This window comes from Trueperella sp. (assembly GCF_043424875.1).
In the GTDB taxonomy this organism is placed as follows: domain Bacteria; phylum Actinomycetota; class Actinomycetes; order Actinomycetales; family Actinomycetaceae; genus Trueperella.
Window position 1 is genome coordinate 37,991 of sequence record NZ_JBHWPL010000015.1, and the last position, 16,386, is coordinate 54,376.

Annotated in this window: 13 protein-coding genes; 12 read left to right on the top strand and 1 reads right to left on the bottom strand. The window is 64.1% G+C overall.

What is annotated here, in order from left to right; all coding sequences use genetic code 11:
• Positions 1–15 precede the first annotated feature (15 nt).
• Entirely contained in the window at positions 16–2,607 is a 2,592-nt protein-coding gene (locus tag ACHFFR_RS00950) for an MMPL family transporter (protein ID WP_394262394.1), read from the bottom strand.
• A 173-nt stretch (positions 2,608–2,780) separates the two neighbouring features.
• Here ACHFFR_RS00950 and ACHFFR_RS00955 point away from each other — a divergent pair, with 173 nt between their 5' ends.
• The 12 genes from ACHFFR_RS00955 to ACHFFR_RS01010 all read left to right on the top strand — a co-directional run bounded on the left by ACHFFR_RS00955 (position 2,781) and on the right by ACHFFR_RS01010 (position 16,352).
• Entirely contained in the window at positions 2,781–4,115 is a 1,335-nt protein-coding gene (locus ACHFFR_RS00955) for a replication-associated recombination protein A (protein WP_394262395.1), read from the top strand.
• A 129-nt stretch (positions 4,116–4,244) separates the two neighbouring features.
• Complete coding sequence (gene rpsD, locus ACHFFR_RS00960; RefSeq protein WP_394262396.1) at positions 4,245–4,865, top strand: 30S ribosomal protein S4; 621 nt, start codon at positions 4,245–4,247, stop codon at positions 4,863–4,865.
• A gap of 67 nt (positions 4,866–4,932) precedes the next feature.
• Positions 4,933–5,337, top strand: coding sequence for a DUF948 domain-containing protein (locus tag ACHFFR_RS00965; RefSeq protein ID WP_394262397.1), 405 nt, complete (start codon positions 4,933–4,935; stop codon positions 5,335–5,337).
• A 45-nt stretch (positions 5,338–5,382) separates the two neighbouring features.
• A complete protein-coding gene (alaS, locus tag ACHFFR_RS00970; RefSeq protein WP_394262398.1) occupies positions 5,383–8,049 on the top strand; it encodes an alanine--tRNA ligase in 2,667 nt (888 codons plus the stop codon).
• Between the two features lie 2 nt (positions 8,050–8,051).
• Positions 8,052–8,516 (top strand): Holliday junction resolvase RuvX, encoded by a 465-nt coding sequence (gene ruvX, locus ACHFFR_RS00975; protein ID WP_394262399.1) that lies wholly within the window; start codon positions 8,052–8,054, stop codon positions 8,514–8,516.
• Between the two features lies 1 nt (position 8,517).
• Complete coding sequence (mltG, locus tag ACHFFR_RS00980) at positions 8,518–9,690, top strand: endolytic transglycosylase MltG (protein ID WP_394262400.1); 1,173 nt, start codon at positions 8,518–8,520, stop codon at positions 9,688–9,690.
• Positions 9,687–10,394 (top strand): hypothetical protein, encoded by a 708-nt coding sequence (locus ACHFFR_RS00985; protein WP_394262401.1) that lies wholly within the window; start codon positions 9,687–9,689, stop codon positions 10,392–10,394. Before mltG ends, ACHFFR_RS00985 begins: the two co-directional genes overlap by 4 nt.
• A 52-nt stretch (positions 10,395–10,446) precedes the next feature.
• Positions 10,447–11,040, top strand: coding sequence for a hypothetical protein (locus ACHFFR_RS00990; RefSeq protein ID WP_394262402.1), 594 nt, complete (start codon positions 10,447–10,449; stop codon positions 11,038–11,040).
• Between the two features lie 42 nt (positions 11,041–11,082).
• Positions 11,083–12,297 (top strand): chorismate synthase, encoded by a 1,215-nt coding sequence (aroC, locus tag ACHFFR_RS00995; protein WP_394262403.1) that lies wholly within the window; start codon positions 11,083–11,085, stop codon positions 12,295–12,297.
• The gene (gene aroB, locus ACHFFR_RS01000; RefSeq protein ID WP_394262404.1) at positions 12,297–13,862 is read left to right on the top strand and encodes a 3-dehydroquinate synthase; all 1,566 of its coding nucleotides are present in this window, start codon (positions 12,297–12,299) and stop codon (positions 13,860–13,862) included. The genes aroC and aroB overlap by 1 nt, the downstream gene beginning before the upstream one ends.
• Positions 13,859–14,407: a shikimate kinase gene (locus tag ACHFFR_RS01005; protein ID WP_394262405.1), complete on the top strand. Its 549-nt coding sequence runs from the start codon at positions 13,859–13,861 to the stop codon at positions 14,405–14,407. The genes aroB and ACHFFR_RS01005 overlap by 4 nt, the downstream gene beginning before the upstream one ends.
• 70 nt (positions 14,408–14,477) lie before the next feature.
• Positions 14,478–16,352, top strand: coding sequence for a heavy metal translocating P-type ATPase (locus ACHFFR_RS01010; RefSeq protein WP_394262406.1), 1,875 nt, complete (start codon positions 14,478–14,480; stop codon positions 16,350–16,352).
• Positions 16,353–16,386 lie beyond the last annotated feature (34 nt).

Consider the following 16,386-nt stretch of genomic DNA (forward strand, 5'->3'; position numbering starts at 1 on the left):
GGTGGCCGCCCGGCGTCAGTGGACGATCTTGAACTTCTCGTAGACCCGCTTCAGCGGCTTAGGCGCCCACCAGTTCCACTTGCCGAGCAGGGTCATCGTCGCCGGAACCAGCAGCATGCGCACGAGCGTCGCATCGACGATCACGATGAGCGCAAGCGCCACACCGATCTGCTTGATCGCGAGCATGTCGCCGAAAACGAAGCCGATGAACACGGCAATAATGATCGCTGCGGCGGATGTGATGATTCGACCAGAGCGCTGCAGACCCTTCTCAACGGCCGTGTCGTTATCCTCGCCGTTGTCCCAATATTCCTTGATGCGCGCGAGCAGGAACACCTCGTAGTCCATGGCGAGGCCAAAGCCGAAGGCGATCGCGGCAGCGACGACGAAGGTCTCGAGCCCGTTCGTCTGCGGCATGCCGAAGAGCCCGTTCTCGAACACGAACACAGTCGCACCCATGCCGGCAAGGAGCGAGAGCGTGTTGATGACGAGCGCCTTGAGCGGAGCGATCACCGAACCCGTCATGAGGAACAGCAGGATCAGTACTGCAAGAACCACGACGACGGCCGCGAGCGGTGCTCCCTCAACGACGGACTGGTTGAAGTCCATCTGTAGGGCGGCCGAACCGCCCACCTTGGTCTCGAAGCCCGGATCGTGGTCGCGGATATCCTGCACAACGCCCGTCACCTCGGAGCCAACCTGGTCATCGGCAGGGACGTAGAAGTCGATCTGGGTTTCGTCGCCATTGATCTCAACGGGCTCAGACACCCACTCAACGCCGTCGACGCTTTCGATGAACTCCACGAACTCACCGGTGTCCTCGGGCAGCGCATCGGCCACGATCGTGCCAGATGGCGTGGCGAAGGCGCTGTAGTCCTGCATCCCGTCGTAGGCAACGGCCGCGTCCGAGGTCTCGGGGACGTACTCGATGAAATTCGAGCGCATCTGGAGGTCGCGGATGGGGGAGGCCATAACCAGCAGGATCGCCGTCACGGCGAGCAGGATGGGAATCGGGCGATCGTGCACCCACTTGGCGAGCTTCGAAAAGAAGCCCTCGTCGGAGGCCGAATCGCCGACCTTTTCAACGAGCTTTCCAAAGCCCTTGCGCTGCGAGAGCCAGGACGGGCTGACCAGACGCTCGCCGAGCAGCTTGATGAGCGCGGGAACCATCGTCACGGCGGTGGCGACGGCGAAGACCGTCACGATCACGCCGCCGATTGCGATCATCTTGAGCATCGGTGCTTCCATGATGGCGAGGCCGGCGATGGAGAATGCGATGGTCAGCGCCGAGAACGACACAGTGCGGCCGGCGGTGGCGACGGTGGTCGTCACGGCGTCGTCGACGAGCGCGTCGACGTCGTCGGGCACAGTCGCGCCGTTCGATTCCAGTTCGCGCGCCTCGAGTGCGGCTGCAACCTCTTCGCGGTAACGCGAGACGATGAGCAGACCGTAGTCGATGGATAGCGCGAGGCCGATCACGGAAATGATGTTGAGGACGAACGTGTCGACGTTCGTGGCGTACGTGAGCGCCCACAGCAGACCCATGCCGATCGCGATCGAGGTCAGCGCGCCGATCATCGGAAGGCCCGCGGCGAGCAGACCTCCGAACACGATGACAAGCAGGAGCAGTGCGATGGGCAGGCCGATAGCCTCGCCGCGGATGAGATCGACCTTGACCATGTCAAGGATCAGGTTCTCGAGGATCGCGCCCGAGTTCACGTTGGCCTGAGCGTCGGAGTTGACGTTCTGGATCTCGGCCTCAAACACGTCCGCGGCGGCGAGGATCGGTTCGGTTGCCTCCGTGTCTTGGCCTTGGACGTTGACGGCAATGACGAAGCCGTCCTCCGATCGGAAGTCGTCGGCCGGGTTAGGCGTCGATGCCGCCTCGTCCTCGGCAGCTTCGCGCACCTGCGTTTCAATTTCGGTGCTCGCCGCGTCACGGGCCTGTTCGCGAATCTCGGCGGTGGCGGCTTCGCGAGCCTGCTCTTCGATGTCCGCGGTAGCCTGCGCCCGAACCTCGGGTTCGACCTGCTGCATGAGAATCTCGGCGGGGACCCCCGGGTTTTCCGCATGCGCCTGTGCGACCGCGCCCTCGATGGCGGCCTGAATTTCCGGCTCGGCCTGAGCAACGGCGCCAGCGATTGCTTCTTGGATCTGGGGTTCGGCCTGGGCGACGGCGCCGTCGGCGGCCTCTTCAATGGTGGCTTCGTTGTCGGTGAGTGCTTGAGCGACGGCGTCCTCCACCGCTTCGTTCGTCGCCTGGGTGAATTCGGCGTCGATGACGACGGGATCGGCAACTTGCTCAACCCCGTCGATACCTTCGAGCTCCGTGCGCAGGGTCTCGAGCTGGGACTCGACGTCGCTGGCCTGCACGCCCGTCACCACAATGACGGCAGACTCGACCGACGATTCCTCGGACGTCTTGTCCATGACGGCGTCCGATTCCGAACCGGGCACCATCGATTCTGACGATTCCATCCGCTGGAAAAGGTTGCCCTGCCCGAAGCCCCACAGGGCAGACATGCCGCCGAGCACGAGGAAGAGAACCCATCCGAGTACGAAGAACTTTGGCCGGCGCGCAATTGCGTGGCCCAAGCGATCAAACATTCGCTTACCTTTCACCTGAGATACATCAATTATGCCTCAGCACCTTTTGGTCCGGCCCAGAAAGTGAGAGTGAGCACCGACAACATGGCAACGGATGACTCGGCGATCTCGGTCAGTGCCAGTAAACATCGGGTGCATGTGGAGGTGTCGGTGGGCGGGGTTAGACTGAACACATGGACCTTTTCGATTCTGCGCTCGTCAATGAACATGGCACGCCTGTGGATGCACAGGCCCCGCTTGCCGTGCGCATGAGGCCGCAAACGATTGACGAGGTCGTGGGTCAGCAACACCTCCTTGGCCCAGGGCAGCCACTGCGTAGGCTGATCGAGCCGGATAAGGCCGGGGCGCCGTCGTCGGTGTTCTTGTGGGGGCCACCCGGTATCGGGAAAACCACCCTCGCGTACCTCGTGGCGCGGCACGGCAATCGCCGCTTCGTCGAGCTCTCGGCGGTCTCGGCGGGTGTGAAGGAACTGCGCGCGGTCATTGAGGACGCCAAGGGCCACCTCGTCACCTACGGCACAGAGACCGTGCTCTTTATCGACGAAGTCCACCGCTTCTCGAAAACTCAACAAGACGCGCTGCTGCCCGCCGTCGAAAACGGCTGGGTCATCCTCATCGCCGCCACCACGGAGAACCCGTCATTTTCGGTGATCTCGCCACTGCTTTCGCGCTCGCTCCTGCTCACGCTTCACCCGCTCTCGGATGAGGACATCGCCGAGCTGCTTCGCCGCGCCCTCGAAGACGAGCGCGGGTACGGCGGCACGGTGAGCACCGACGACGACGCCCTGGCCGAAATCGTCCGCCTCGCCGGAAACGACGGGCGCAGGTCGCTGACCATCTTGGAGGCTGCGGTCACGTCGGACACGCTCACGATCAACGACGTCGAAGCGGCGGTTGACGTCTACGCGGTGCGATACGACCGGGACGGCGACCAGCACTATGACGTGATCTCGGCGTTCATTAAGTCGATTCGTGGCTCCGACGTGGATGCGGCAATGCACTATCTGGCCCGCATGTTGGAGGCGGGCGAGGATCCGCGCTTTGTGGCGCGCCGGCTCATGATCTCGGCCGCGGAGGATATCGGTATGGCTGATCCTTCGGCGTTGCAGACGGCGACGGCGGCCGCCCAGTCGGTGGCGCTCGTGGGTATGCCCGAAGCGCGCATCATCCTTGCGCAGGCCGTCGTCCACCTTGCAACCGCGCCGAAGTCGAACCGCGCCTACCTCGCGATCAACAAGGCGATTGCGGACGTCAGATCCGGGCAGATCGGCGCCGTGCCCGTGCACTTGCGTGACACGTCCGTCAAGGCGTCGAAGATCGCGGCGGAGCAGACGGGCAAGAACCCGGACTACAAGTATCCCTTCGACTATGACTCGGGCGTGGTCGCGCAGCAGTATCTGCCCGATGAGCTGGAGGGCACTGTCTACTACGAGCCACTTGATCGGGGCTACGAGGCCAATATCACGTCAAGAATGGCACGCGTGAGGGCGATTCTTAAAGGGGAGTAGTGCTAACCTAGAGCGGTTGCTTCGCCGAAGTAGCTCACTCCATTTGGAGTAAACCCCTGGGATCTTAGCCGTTTGTGTTGATCCCGCGCACACACCGTGCGTGCCATGAGTCGACAGGAGAGTTTATACATGGCCGGAAACCGTTCTCGTAAGTCGGTGCGCGAATCGCGCGCCCTTGGTATTCCTCTGACCCCAAAGGCGGAGCGCCTCATGCAGCGCCGCCCGTACCGTCCCGGTGAGCATGGCCGTGGCCGCGTCAAGGAATCCGATTACTCGATTCGTCTGAAGGAAAAGCAGCGCCTGCGTGCCCAGTACGGCATTCGCGAGGCTCAGCTTCGTAAGACCTGGGACGAGGCCCGCAAGATGGAAGGCATGGCCGGTGAGAACCTCATCGAACTGCTGGAAATGCGTCTGGACGCCCTCGTTCTTCGTTCGGGCTTTGCTCGTACGATCGCGCAGGCTCGTCAGGTCGTCGTCCACCGTCACGTCATGGTGGATGGCAAGATCGTCGATCGTCCGTCCTACCGCGTGAAGCCGGGCCAGATCGTTCAGGTCAAGCCGCGCTCGCAGACCTCGCCGCAGTTCATGGTGGCAGCTCAGGGTCAGCACGCCGACGTCCTGCCGGCCGTTCCCGAGTACCTCAACGTTGATCTGACGAAGCTGCGTACCGAGCTCGTCCGCCGCCCCAAGCGTGCGGAAGTTCCGGTCACCTGCGAAGTCCAGCTCGTCGTCGAGCACTACTCGCGCTAAGACTTATTCACAACAACGCGCCGCGGCCCAGCCGTGGCGCGTTGTCATATCCGGGTAGGCTTACCACATGGCAGATATTACTCTTGGGCAGATTGCTGGCCTTCTGGCAGCACTTGGCTTCCTCGTTCTCGTGTACTTTTCGATCAAGCCGCTGCGAAAGCTCTCGGGCGTGTTGGATCGGTTGACTGAATCGCTGCGCGAACTCACCGAGCACACACTTCCGGCGATTGACGAGGCAGCGCAGACGGTTGCCGAGGCGAACTTCCAGGTGAAGAAGCTCGACGCGATCACGGAAGCGGCAACCCGTACATCCGAGGATATTTCGGCGATGACCACCCTCGTGACGTCAACCGTGGGCGCGCCATTCCTCGCAGCCCGCAAGGGCGCATCTCGCCTTCGGGGTGCCTTCGGTCAGGACAAGCCGCAGCAGGCGCCCGGCGATCAATCAGATTTTTTCGATACGTCTAACTAGTCATAGACTTGGGGCCTACGCCTCAGAAACAACCACAGGAGCACTATGCGTACCTCAGAGATTCGCAAGCGTTGGCTCGATTATTTCCGCAAGAATGATCACGAAATTGTCGATTCCGTTCCGCTCGTCTCGCCAGATCCGTCGATTCTGTTCACGATCGCCGGAATGGTTCCGTTCATTCCTTACATTGTGGGAACCGAAGAGGCGCCCTTCCCGCGCGCGGCATCTGTGCAAAAGTGCATCCGTACGAACGACATCGACAACGTCGGGCGCACCACACGGCACGGAACGTTCTTCCAGATGTGCGGCAACTTCTCGTTCGGCGATTACTTCAAGGAAGGCGCGATCGATCTTGCGTTCGGCCTGTTGACCACCTCCGTCGACGACGGCGGCTACGGCCTGGAGAAGGATCGCCTGTGGGTGACGATCTGGGAAGAGGACGACGTCGCCTACAACCACCTCGTCGACGTCGTCGGCGTGGATCCCGCCCACATCGTCAAGCTGCCACGCGAAGAGAACTTCTGGTCAACGGGCACCCCGGGCCCGGCCGGCCCGTGCGCCGAAATTCACTACGATCGCGGCCCCGAATACGGCCCCGAGGCCGTTGGCGGCAACGTGGATCCGGGTGGCGATCGCTACCTCGAGATCTGGAACCTCGTGTTCGATGAGTTCCTGCGTGGCGAAGGCCAGGGCCAAGACTACCCGCTGCTCGGCAAGCTCGATCAGACCTCGATCGACACCGGCGCTGGCCTCGAGCGCATCGCCTACCTGCTCCAGGGCAAGAACAACATGTACGAGATCGACGAGGTCTATCCCGTCATCGCGGCGACCGAGAAGCTCACGGGCAAGACGTACGGCGAGGACGAGGAAGATGACGTGCGCATGCGCATCATCGCCGACCACGTTCGCTCGGCGCTCATGCTTATCAGCGACGGCGTTCGCCCCGGCAACGACGGCCGCGGCTACGTGCTGCGCCGCCTCATTCGCCGTGCGGTGCGTTCGGTGCGACTCCTTGGCTACGACGACGTCGCACTCCCGCATCTTCTGCCCGAATCCATGAACGTCATGAAGGAGTCCTACCCGGAGCTCGAGGCGAACTTCGAGATGATCTCGCAGATCGCCTACGCGGAGGAGAACGCCTTCCGCCGCACGCTCGAATCGGGAACGGCGATCTTCGACGTCGCTGTTCAAAAGTCGAAGGACGCAGGCAAGGGCCTTCCCGGCAACACCGCTTTTACTCTGCACGATACGTATGGATTCCCCATCGACCTCACGCTCGAGATGGCCCACGAGGCCGGAGTCGAGGTGGACGAAGAGGGCTTCCGCGCGCTCATGCAGGAGCAAAAGGATCGCGCCCGCGCCGACGCGCTGGCAAAGAAGACCGGCCACGTTGACGCATCGGTCTACCACGAGATTGAGGCCAAGTCGGGTGGCACCACCCAGTTCCTCGGCTACACCGACTACTCCGCCGACGGCACCGTCGTCGCCATCCTCAAGGACGGTCAGCCCGTGCCCGCCGCCGAGGCTCCGGCCGATGTGGACATCGTCTTGGACCAGACGCCGTTCTGGGCGGAGCAGGGTGGCCAGCAGGCCGACCACGGCACCATTTCAGTCGCTGGCGGCGGCATGCTTGAGGTCGACGACGTCCAGATGCCCGTCAAGGGACTTTTCGTCCACCGGGCGCGCCTGACCGAGGGAAGCGTCGCACTCGACGACGCAGTCCACTCGCAGATCGACGTCGACCGCCGAGAGCAGATCGCCCGCGCACACACCTCGACCCACATGGTCCATCAGGTTCTGCGAGAAACGCTCGGCGAGCAAACCACGCAGGCTGGCTCGGAGAATTCGCCGTCCGCACTGCGATTCGATTTCCGCCACGGCGCACAGGTTCCAGCCGAGCAGATGCACGACATCGAGGCGGAGGTGAACTCGAAGCTGCAGGACAACCTTGCTGTGACCGACGAGATCATGAGTCTCGATGCCGCGAAGAAGCTCGGTGCCCAGGCGCTGTTTGGCGAGAAATACGGCAACGAGGTACGCGTCGTGTCGATTGGCGGCCCGTGGAGCCTCGAGCTGTGTGCCGGCACCCACGTCAAGGAGACCGGCGAGATCGGCCTCGTGACCCTGCTGGGCGAATCTTCGATTGGTTCGGGCATCCGCCGCGTCGAGGCCCTCGTAGGCCGCGGTGCATACGCCGCCGGCGCGAAGGAGCGCGCGCTGGTCAACCAGCTCACCGGAAAGCTTCGCGTGCGCCCGGAGGAGCTCCCCGAACAGATCGATTCGCTCCTTGCCAAGATCAAGCACGCAGAGAAGGAGCTCGCCTCCCTCCGCAGTGAGAAGCTGACCTCCAGCCTCGGCTCACTCGTGGACAACCGCCGCCAGATCAATGGCGTGTCGGTGATCGCCCACGATTTCGGCCCGGGCGCCGATGCCAACGAGGCACGCCAGATGGCCACCCAGTTGCGCGAACGTTTGGGCGCCGAGCCCAGCGTCGTCGCGGTGACCGCAACCGCGAAGGGACGCCCGTCGATCGTCGTCGCTACGAATGAGGCGGCGCGTGAGCGCGGCGTGAGCGCGGGAGCTCTCGTGTCGATCGCGGCGAAGATCCTCGGCGGCGGTGGCGGCGGCAAGCCGGACATGGCCCAGGGCGGCGGAACCGACGCTAGCAAGGTCGGGGAAGCACTCGAGGCGATCGTCGGCCAGATCAACTAGCGATGAGGCCCGGGGTACGTATCGGCGTAGACGTCGGCAAGGTGCGTGTCGGGGTCGCTCGAAGCGACGCCGCGGGCATTCTCGCCACTCCGTATGCCACGTTGAAGGCGGGTCGCGGAGACCTCGACTCGGTCGCGAAGCTTGTGCGCGAAACTGAGGCTCTCGAGGTCATCGTGGGGTTGCCTCTGAATATGGACGGAACCGAAGGCCCATCGGCGAAAGCGGCGCGCAAGTGGGCTCGCCGTTTATTCCGCAGAATTGAGCCGGTTACGGTTAGAATGCTCGATGAACGACTCTCGAGTGTTCAAGCCCACCGGCAGTTGCACGAGGCGGGGCGAAAGGAAATCGCCCACCGCGCCGTCGTGGATCAGGTGGCGGCCGTGATCATTCTGGAGAACGCACTCGAATACGAACGAACGAGCGGTCAGGCACCTGGCCAGCCAGTCGGGCCATCCGCGGAGGGATAAAGTGTCTGAACTTTTTGATCAACTCCCTGATAACAGGAGAAGACCCAAGCGAAAGAACTCCGCGCGTACGCAAAGTCGGCGCAAGCGCCACACGCGCACCACGATCGTGCTGTTTATCGCCGTCTTCCTCCTCGTCTTTTCGGCCGTCTTGGCGTGGCCGCACGTGAAAACGTTGCTCGACCTCGATGCGCCCAGCGCCGACGACTACTCGGGCGAGGGAACTGGCGAAGTCGTTATTACGATTCCGGAAGGGTCCACGGGATCGGACATCGCGGCGATCCTCGTGGCGAACGACGTGGTGGCATCCGAGACCGCGTTCATCGACGCGTTCAACGCGGATCGCCGGGCATCCTCGATTCAGGCCGGTAGCTACGCGATGAAGAATCAGATGTCTGCCTCCGCCGCCGTGGCGAGCCTGCTGGATCCGGCGAATCGCGCCGAGGTCAGAATTACGATTCCGGAGGGCTTCACCACGGATCAGGTGGCCGCGCGTCTCGTCAACGTCATGGGTTATGACGCCGCCGAGGTGGAGGCCGTCCTCGCCGATCCCGCGGCGCTCGGCCTGCCCGAGGAAGCGGGAGGCAATCCCGAGGGATGGCTCTCGCCGGTCACGTACTCCTTCGCGCCGGATACAACCGCGCAAGAAGCGCTATCGACAATGGTCAGCCAGCGTACGAGCGAGCTCACTAACCTCGGCATTCCGCCGGAGGACTGGGAGCGGACCATCATCGTGGCCTCGATCGTGGAGCGCGAGGTCAACTGGCCCGAGTACTACGGCCAGGTCGCGCGCGTCATCGAGAATCGACTGACGGACACCACCCAGGTTGTGGGCCGCCTGCAGATGGATTCAACCGTGCTGTACGGCGTCGGCAAGACAGGCGGCGTGCCCACCCAAGAGGACCTCGCGGCGGACAACCCGTACAACACTTACATTCACGCCGGGCTGCCTCCTGCTCCGATCTCGAATCCGGGCATCGAAGTCATCGGGGCTTCGTACAATCCGCCGGAGGGCGACTGGCTCTACTTCGTGACCACCAACCTAGAAACGGGCGAGACGAAGTTTTCCACCACTCTCGATGAGCACAACGTCTACGTCCTCGAACTGCGCGACTGGGTTGCGGCCAACCCTGCGGAGGCCGAGTCCGCGGAGGAAGCGGAGAACGAAGGCAATTGACGTTCGGAGTTGTCGGGCTCGATCCGGCCCCGTTTGAGGTGAACGGCGACGACGTCGTTCACCATCCAGCCGGCGAGCCAGCGAGCTTTCTGAAGGAGCTAACGGATCTGTCCGGCTTCGCGCTCGAGCTCACGGCCGATCCTGCGCTGAGAGCCGGATGCGATTTCCTCGACGGAATTGCTACGCGGGTGGGGGCCCTCGACACGATCGCGTTCCAGCCTGCGGGTGCTTCGCAGCTCGTCGTCGGCTTCGCAGCCCTGCCTGGAGCGTTGGGACGGGCGATAACCGATGTGCTTGGCGAGCACGCAGGTCGGGGAGAATCGGCGACGACGGCCGTGATCGTCGGTGCGGGGGAGAGCGCTGGCTGTGCCATCGCCGCGGCTGTTCAACACGGTTTCTCCTCGATTGTTGTTGCCGCTGATGTGCCCGGCCCGGCGGTCGGCGCCGCCCACCGGATGGATCTCGACGTCGACCTGGTTCGCCTCGCGTCCCTGCGCGATGCGACCGTGGACCTCCTGATAAATACTCTGGAGACGCAGGTCGAGGCCACGCCGCGTGCGGTCTGCGATTTGACGGGCGCGTGGGATGGATTCGCAGGGTCGTACGTCTCGCCGCAATTGATCACAGCCCATCAGCGCCAGGATCAGGTGCGCGTGCTCACCGGAAAGAGTCCACAGCTCGACGACCTGTTGGCGGTTCTCTAACGGCTGTGGATAAGCGGGGCGGTACTTGCGCGGCGCCCACTAGCGTCAGGGCATGGCTTATCATCCCTTGCTCTACAACTCAATGACGAATCGGCAGGCCGCTGCTCTGTCACTGGGCGTTGCCCTCATGACGATTCTCGCCGTCGTCGTTCCGGTGGCCGCCGGGGGATCGGCGCCGGACGCGCTGGGCTCGTGGCTCACTGGCGTATTTGCAACGGGCTGTGCGGTGGCCTTCTATATTCCGCTGGCGATCAATTCGTGGATTGACGCTCGCCGCCACGTCCTGTTGAAGAACTGGACGCATCTTGCCGCGGTGGCGTGGCTGGTTGCTCTCACCGTTGGCGACCACCGCATCGCCGCCATTGTTTCGGCCATCGCGATCGGTGCGCCGTTTGTGGCGGTGTCGGCGCTTTCTCGCGGCCGACTGATCGGAATGGGCGATGCCCGCCTGCTCGTGGTGTTGGCCGGATGGAATGGGCTGTGGGCGCCGTGGGGAGCGGTGATCATGCTCGTGGCCGGCTTCGGACTTCACGCCCTTGCTGTTCTAGTGCTGGCGTTGCGTCGGCGCGTGAGACTGCGCGATCGGCACCCCTTGGGACCCGCGCTCGTGCTGGGTTCGTGGCTGGTCTGGGCTCTCATGGCCTGACCCGGTGGCGCACCTGCCCGGCGAAACTGGCACAATAGGGGCATGATTCGGTGGAGTACAGCAGGAGAGTCGCACGGGCGAGCACTCGTTGCACTGTTTGAGGGAATGCCCGCAGGTGTTGAGATCACGAGTGAGGACATCGCGCACGCGCTGTGGCGTCGCCGCCTGGGATACGGGCGCGGTTCGCGCCAGAAGTTCGAGCAAGATGAGCTGACGATCCTCTCCGGCATCCGCCACGGCCGCACGCTCGGTTCCCCGATCGCACTCGAAATCGGAAACTCGGAGTGGCCCAAGTGGGAGGTCGTCATGAGTCCCGATCCCGTCCCCGCCGAATCCTTGCTCGTGGACGCCGGGACGGGCGATGAACGAGAGGTCTCGCGCAACAAACCGCTGACCCGGCCGCGTCCGGGGCACGCTGACCTCGTCGGCATGAACAAGTACGGCTTCGACTCGGCGCGCGAAGTCCTCGAGCGGGCCTCCGCGCGCGAAACCGCCGCCCGGGTCGCCGTCGGCGAACTGGCGAAGCAGCTTCTGCGCCAAGCGGCGGGGATTGAGATCGTCTCGCAGGTCGTCGAGGTAGGATCCGTCGCCGCGCCCGAGGGCCACGCACTCGCCGAGCCAGGCGATGGGCCAGCTCTCGACGAGTCGGACGTGCGCCAACTCGATTCGGACCTCGCAGATGCCTTCCGCGCCGAGGTCGACGCGGCGAAAGGCGACGCCGACACGCTCGGTGGAGTCGTGGAAGTCGTCGCGTGGAACGTTCCGCAGGGTCTTGGCACGTACGTGCGCGGCTCGGACAAACTCGATGCCCGACTTGCCGGTGCACTCATGTCGATCCAGGCCGTCAAGGGCATAGAGATCGGCGATGGATTTGCCACCGCCCGCCGCCGTGGTTCGGTTGCTCACGACGAGATCGTGCGCGAAAACGGAGCGATTGCCAGGGAAACCAACCGCGCCGGCGGGATCGAGGGCGGGATGTCCAACGGCGAGCCCGTCGTCGCGCGCGTCGCCTATAAGCCGATCTCGACTGTTCCGCGCGCGCTTCGCACGATCGACGTCGCCACGGGAGAGGAAGCCACCGCCCTTCATCAGCGGTCCGACACGACCGCCGTCGTTCCCGGAGCCGTCATCGCGGAGGCGATGGTGGCGATCGTGCTCGCCGAAGCGCTCGTCGAGAAATTCGGCGGGGACTCGCTCGCAGAAATCCAGCGAAATATCGAAGGTTGGTGGCAGGCGCTGCCAGAGGTGCGAAGATAATGGCGCCGCGCGCAATATTCATCGGCATGCCCGGTGCGGGCAAGTCGACGGTGGGTCGCAGGGTGGCAAAAACTCTGGGCCTTGACTTTCGAGATTCCGACGAGCTCATCGTCACCCGCGAGGGAATGAGTGTCGAGGACATCTTTTCCACCCGGGGAGAGAGCGGATTCCGAGAGGCGGAAGCGGACGCGATCGAGTGGGCGATCAACGAATTCGACGGCGTGCTCGCACTCGGCGGCGGCGCCGTCACCCACGAGCGCACCCGCGCCATGCTGGCCGACCAGCACGTGGTCCTCATCGAGGCCACGGACGAAGAACTGACGCGCCGGGTCAGCCGCTCTCGAACGGTGCGCCCGCTGCTCCAACACAATCCGCGCCAGGGCATCCAGCGCCTGCGCCGGCAACGATCAACGATTTACCACAGCGTGGCAAGCTACGTTGTGCTCTCCGACGCGCGTCCCGTGGCGCGCATCGTCAACGAAGTGGTGGACCATTTGAACAGTTCATATACCCGAATTCCCGTGGGCGGCGACCAGCCCTACGACGTCGTGATTGGCCGCGAGCTCGTCAACGAGGTCGTGCGCCTGGCGAGCACGAAGGCGGCCAGCCTCGTTGTTTTCAGCGAGGACGTGCGCCGGTACGCCGAGCCGATTATTACCGAGCTGACGATCGCCGACATCCCGGTGGCGACCTTCGTCGTTCCGAGCGGCGAGGATGCCAAGACGGCCCGCGTCATCATCGACGGCTGGTCCGCGGCGGGCGAGGCCGGTATCGGGCGCGACGGCGTGGTGATCGCCATCGGAGGTGGCGCGACGACGGACATGGGCGGCTTCCTTGCCGCAACGTGGCTGCGCGGCGTCTCCGTCATCCAAGTACCCACCACGTTGCTCGCGATGGTCGACGCCGCCGTGGGCGGCAAGACCGGCATCAACTCCACGCACGGCAAGAACCTCGTGGGCTCGTTCCATCCGCCCATCGGCGTCTTCGCCGACGTCGATACGCTTGCGACGCTCGACCCCGCGGAAATTCGAGCCGGTATGGGCGAGGTAGCCAAGTGCGGGTTCATCGCGGACGCGGAGATCACGCGGATCATTTCCGAATCCGACGATCCGTTGAGCGACGCGGCGCTCTTCGAGCACATCGCTCGCTCGGTGCAGGTCAAGGCCGACCTTGTCTCGGCAGACCTGCGCGAATCGGGTCAGCGCGAATTCCTTAACTACGGCCACACGCTCGCACACGCCATCGAGCTGAGTTCGAACTACGGCGTTCGCCACGGCGAGGCGGTGTCAATCGGATGCGTCTTTGCCGCCGCGCTCGCCGAAGCCGCCGGCGTCGCGCCCGCTGGCCTGGCCGACCACCACCGCGCGATTCTTGCCCGGCTTGATCTGCCAACGAGCTACTCGGGCGTGAGCCGCGAGGACGTGCTTGCCATCATGCACTCGGATAAGAAGGTCCGGGATGGCAAACTGCGCTTTGTTGTCCTGCGTGAATTGGGTGCGCCGGAGATTCTTGTGGCGCCCACGAGCGAGCAGCTTGACGCTGCATTTGAGGAGGTCGGGCTGTGAGCGCGATTATTCTGATCGGTCCATCGGGGACGGGCAAGAGCGCCGTCGTCGCCGACTTGGGGGAGCGCGGCTGGACGGCCGCGGACGTGGAAGACGCCGTGGCCCGCCGCAACGGCGTGACCCTTGACGATTTTTACGTGCTTGTGGAGGAACGCGAGCGCAACGAGGCGATCCGCGCGGAGCTCCACGCGTTCTTCGACGACATCGAGGCCGAGCCCGACGAGCTGTGGGCGCTGGCGATTCCCTCGGGAGGCCTTGGTACCTCCCTCGACGACGATTTCCAGGACATCCGCGATCGCCTCGCGGCGCTGCCGCAGGCCACGATCGTTCGCCTGAGCGCGGATCTGTCCACGCTCGTCACCCGCAACGGACTCATTGGCCCACGCTCGGGAGCGATGGTCATGCCGCGCAAGGAATTCCGGATCATGATGGAGGCGCGCCAGCCAGTTTATGACTCGGTGGCCACTCACGTTTGTGATACAACGGGCCGCACTCCGGCCGAGTCGGCCGAGGAGATCATCTCCTTCGTTCATCAGGGGGAATAGCCGCTTCGACCGAGGATAGGGGAGCCTAACCTTCGTTGTTTGTGGACTGACTCTAAAATAAGATGGAGTCATGCAACGAATTCAGACATTTCTCTCTCGATACCCGCTTGTCGCGCTCGTGGCGATCACGGCGATCATCGGCGTCGCCCTCGAGCTCACGGGCAATAACGATGCCGCCAGGTGGTTCGTCTCCGGCGTCGCGGGATTCATCGCCGTGCTGCAGTTCAAGGGCATGGTCGACACGCTTCGCGATGGCAGCTTCGGCATCGACATCCTCGCGGTCACGGCCATTGCCTCCACGATTGCCGTGGGGGAGTATTGGGCGGCGCTCGTCGTCTGCCTCATGCTCACCGGCGGCGAGGCGCTCGAAGATTACGCCGAGAACCGCGCCGGCGCTGAGCTGACGTCGCTGCTCGAGGGCGCGCCCACCGTTGCATACCGTCAGGGCGCCTCCGGGATTGAGGAAATCGATATCGACGCCGTTCAGGTGGGCGATCGTCTCGTCGTTCGGCCGCACGAGACGATCCCGGTCGATTCCCAGCTGATCTCCGAGTCGGCGCTCGTCGACGAGAGCCAGTTGACCGGCGAATCTCTCCCGGTGGAACACCACGAGGGCGATTCGCTCATGTCGGGCGCGATGAACGGCAGCTCGACCATCGAGGTCGTTGCCGAAGCGACCGCCGCAAATTCGCAGTACCAGCGTATCGTGTCGCTCGTGAACGAGGCCCGTGAGTCCAAGGCGCCGTTCGTCCGCCTGGCCGACCGCGTTGCCGTTCCCTTCACGCTCGTTGCTTTCCTCATCGCGGGTACCGCGTGGGCGCTGTCTGGAGACCCGATGAGATTCGCTCAGGTGCTCGTGGTCGCCACGCCGTGTCCGCTTATCATCGCTGCGCCCGTTGCCTTTATGGCCGGCATGTCCCGAGCCGCACGGTCGGGCCTCATCGTCAAGAACGCGGGCACGATCGAGCAGATCTCGAAGGTGCAGTCGGTGGCCTTCGATAAGACCGGCACCCTCACGCGCGGAGAGCCGGAGATCCACGTCGTCGATTCCGAGCTGGCGGAGTCAGAGATTCTGCGGCTCGCGGCAAGTGCGGAGCTCTACTCGTCTCATCCGCTCGGCGAGGCGATCGTGGCCGCGGCGGGGCGCGACGTTCCCCAGCCCGAGGAGTCAAAGGACATCCCCGCTCAGGGTGTGGACGCAGTCGTCGAGGGCCGGCACGTCAAGGTCGGCAAATACGGCTTCGTGACCGGCACGGACGAGCCCGCACCCCACGTCATGGAGGCTGGCCGATCGTCGATCTACGTGAGCGTGGATGGCGAGCTCGCCGGCCGCTTCGAGATGTCCGACCCGATCCGGCCCGAGACCCCGGCCTCGCTCGACGCCGTCCACGCCATCGGCATCACCAACACCGTCATCCTGACGGGCGATTCTCAAGAGACCGCCGAGCGTGTGGCGGCTGATCTCGGCATCGATACCGTTCGCGCTGGCCTCCTGCCGCAGGACAAGGTCAACGCCATTACCGACGTCAAGCCCGGCCCCGTCATGATGGTCGGCGACGGCGTCAATGACGCACCCGTCCTCGCCGCCTCGGATGTGGGCGTGGCCATGGGAGCGCGCGGCTCCGCGGCGGCAGTTGAGTCGGCCGACGTCGTCATCATGCTCGATGACCTCACGCGCATCCCGCGCCTGCTCCTGGTCGGTCAGCGCACGATGCGCATTGCCTGGCAGGCCATTGCGATCGGTGTCGGATTCTCGGTCGTTCTCATGCTGATCGGCGCCACCGGAGTGATGCCCGCGTTCGTGGGCGCGTGGATGCAGGAGCTCGTCGATCTCGCGTGCATCCTATGGGCACTGCTGGCCGCGCGCCCCTCAAAGGAAGAGAAGCAGCTGAGCGCTCACTTCGCCGATACGCAGGCGGCGGTCCCTGACTCGGTGATCGTGTAGCGCCTCATAGACACCCCACGAAATGGGCGATGAC

Coding starts and splice junctions, on each gene's coding strand:
- ACHFFR_RS00950 (WP_394262394.1), bottom strand. CDS start 2,607: ATGTTTGATCGCTTGGGCCACGCAATTGCGCGCCGGCCAAAGTTCTTC.
- ACHFFR_RS00955 (WP_394262395.1), top strand. CDS start 2,781: ATGGACCTTTTCGATTCTGCGCTCGTCAATGAACATGGCACGCCTGTG.
- rpsD (WP_394262396.1), top strand. CDS start 4,245: ATGGCCGGAAACCGTTCTCGTAAGTCGGTGCGCGAATCGCGCGCCCTT.
- ACHFFR_RS00965 (WP_394262397.1), top strand. CDS start 4,933: ATGGCAGATATTACTCTTGGGCAGATTGCTGGCCTTCTGGCAGCACTT.
- alaS (WP_394262398.1), top strand. CDS start 5,383: ATGCGTACCTCAGAGATTCGCAAGCGTTGGCTCGATTATTTCCGCAAG.
- ruvX (WP_394262399.1), top strand. CDS start 8,052: ATGAGGCCCGGGGTACGTATCGGCGTAGACGTCGGCAAGGTGCGTGTC.
- ACHFFR_RS00990 (WP_394262402.1), top strand. CDS start 10,447: ATGGCTTATCATCCCTTGCTCTACAACTCAATGACGAATCGGCAGGCC.
- aroC (WP_394262403.1), top strand. CDS start 11,083: ATGATTCGGTGGAGTACAGCAGGAGAGTCGCACGGGCGAGCACTCGTT.
- aroB (WP_394262404.1), top strand. CDS start 12,297: ATGGCGCCGCGCGCAATATTCATCGGCATGCCCGGTGCGGGCAAGTCG.
- ACHFFR_RS01010 (WP_394262406.1), top strand. CDS start 14,478: ATGCAACGAATTCAGACATTTCTCTCTCGATACCCGCTTGTCGCGCTC.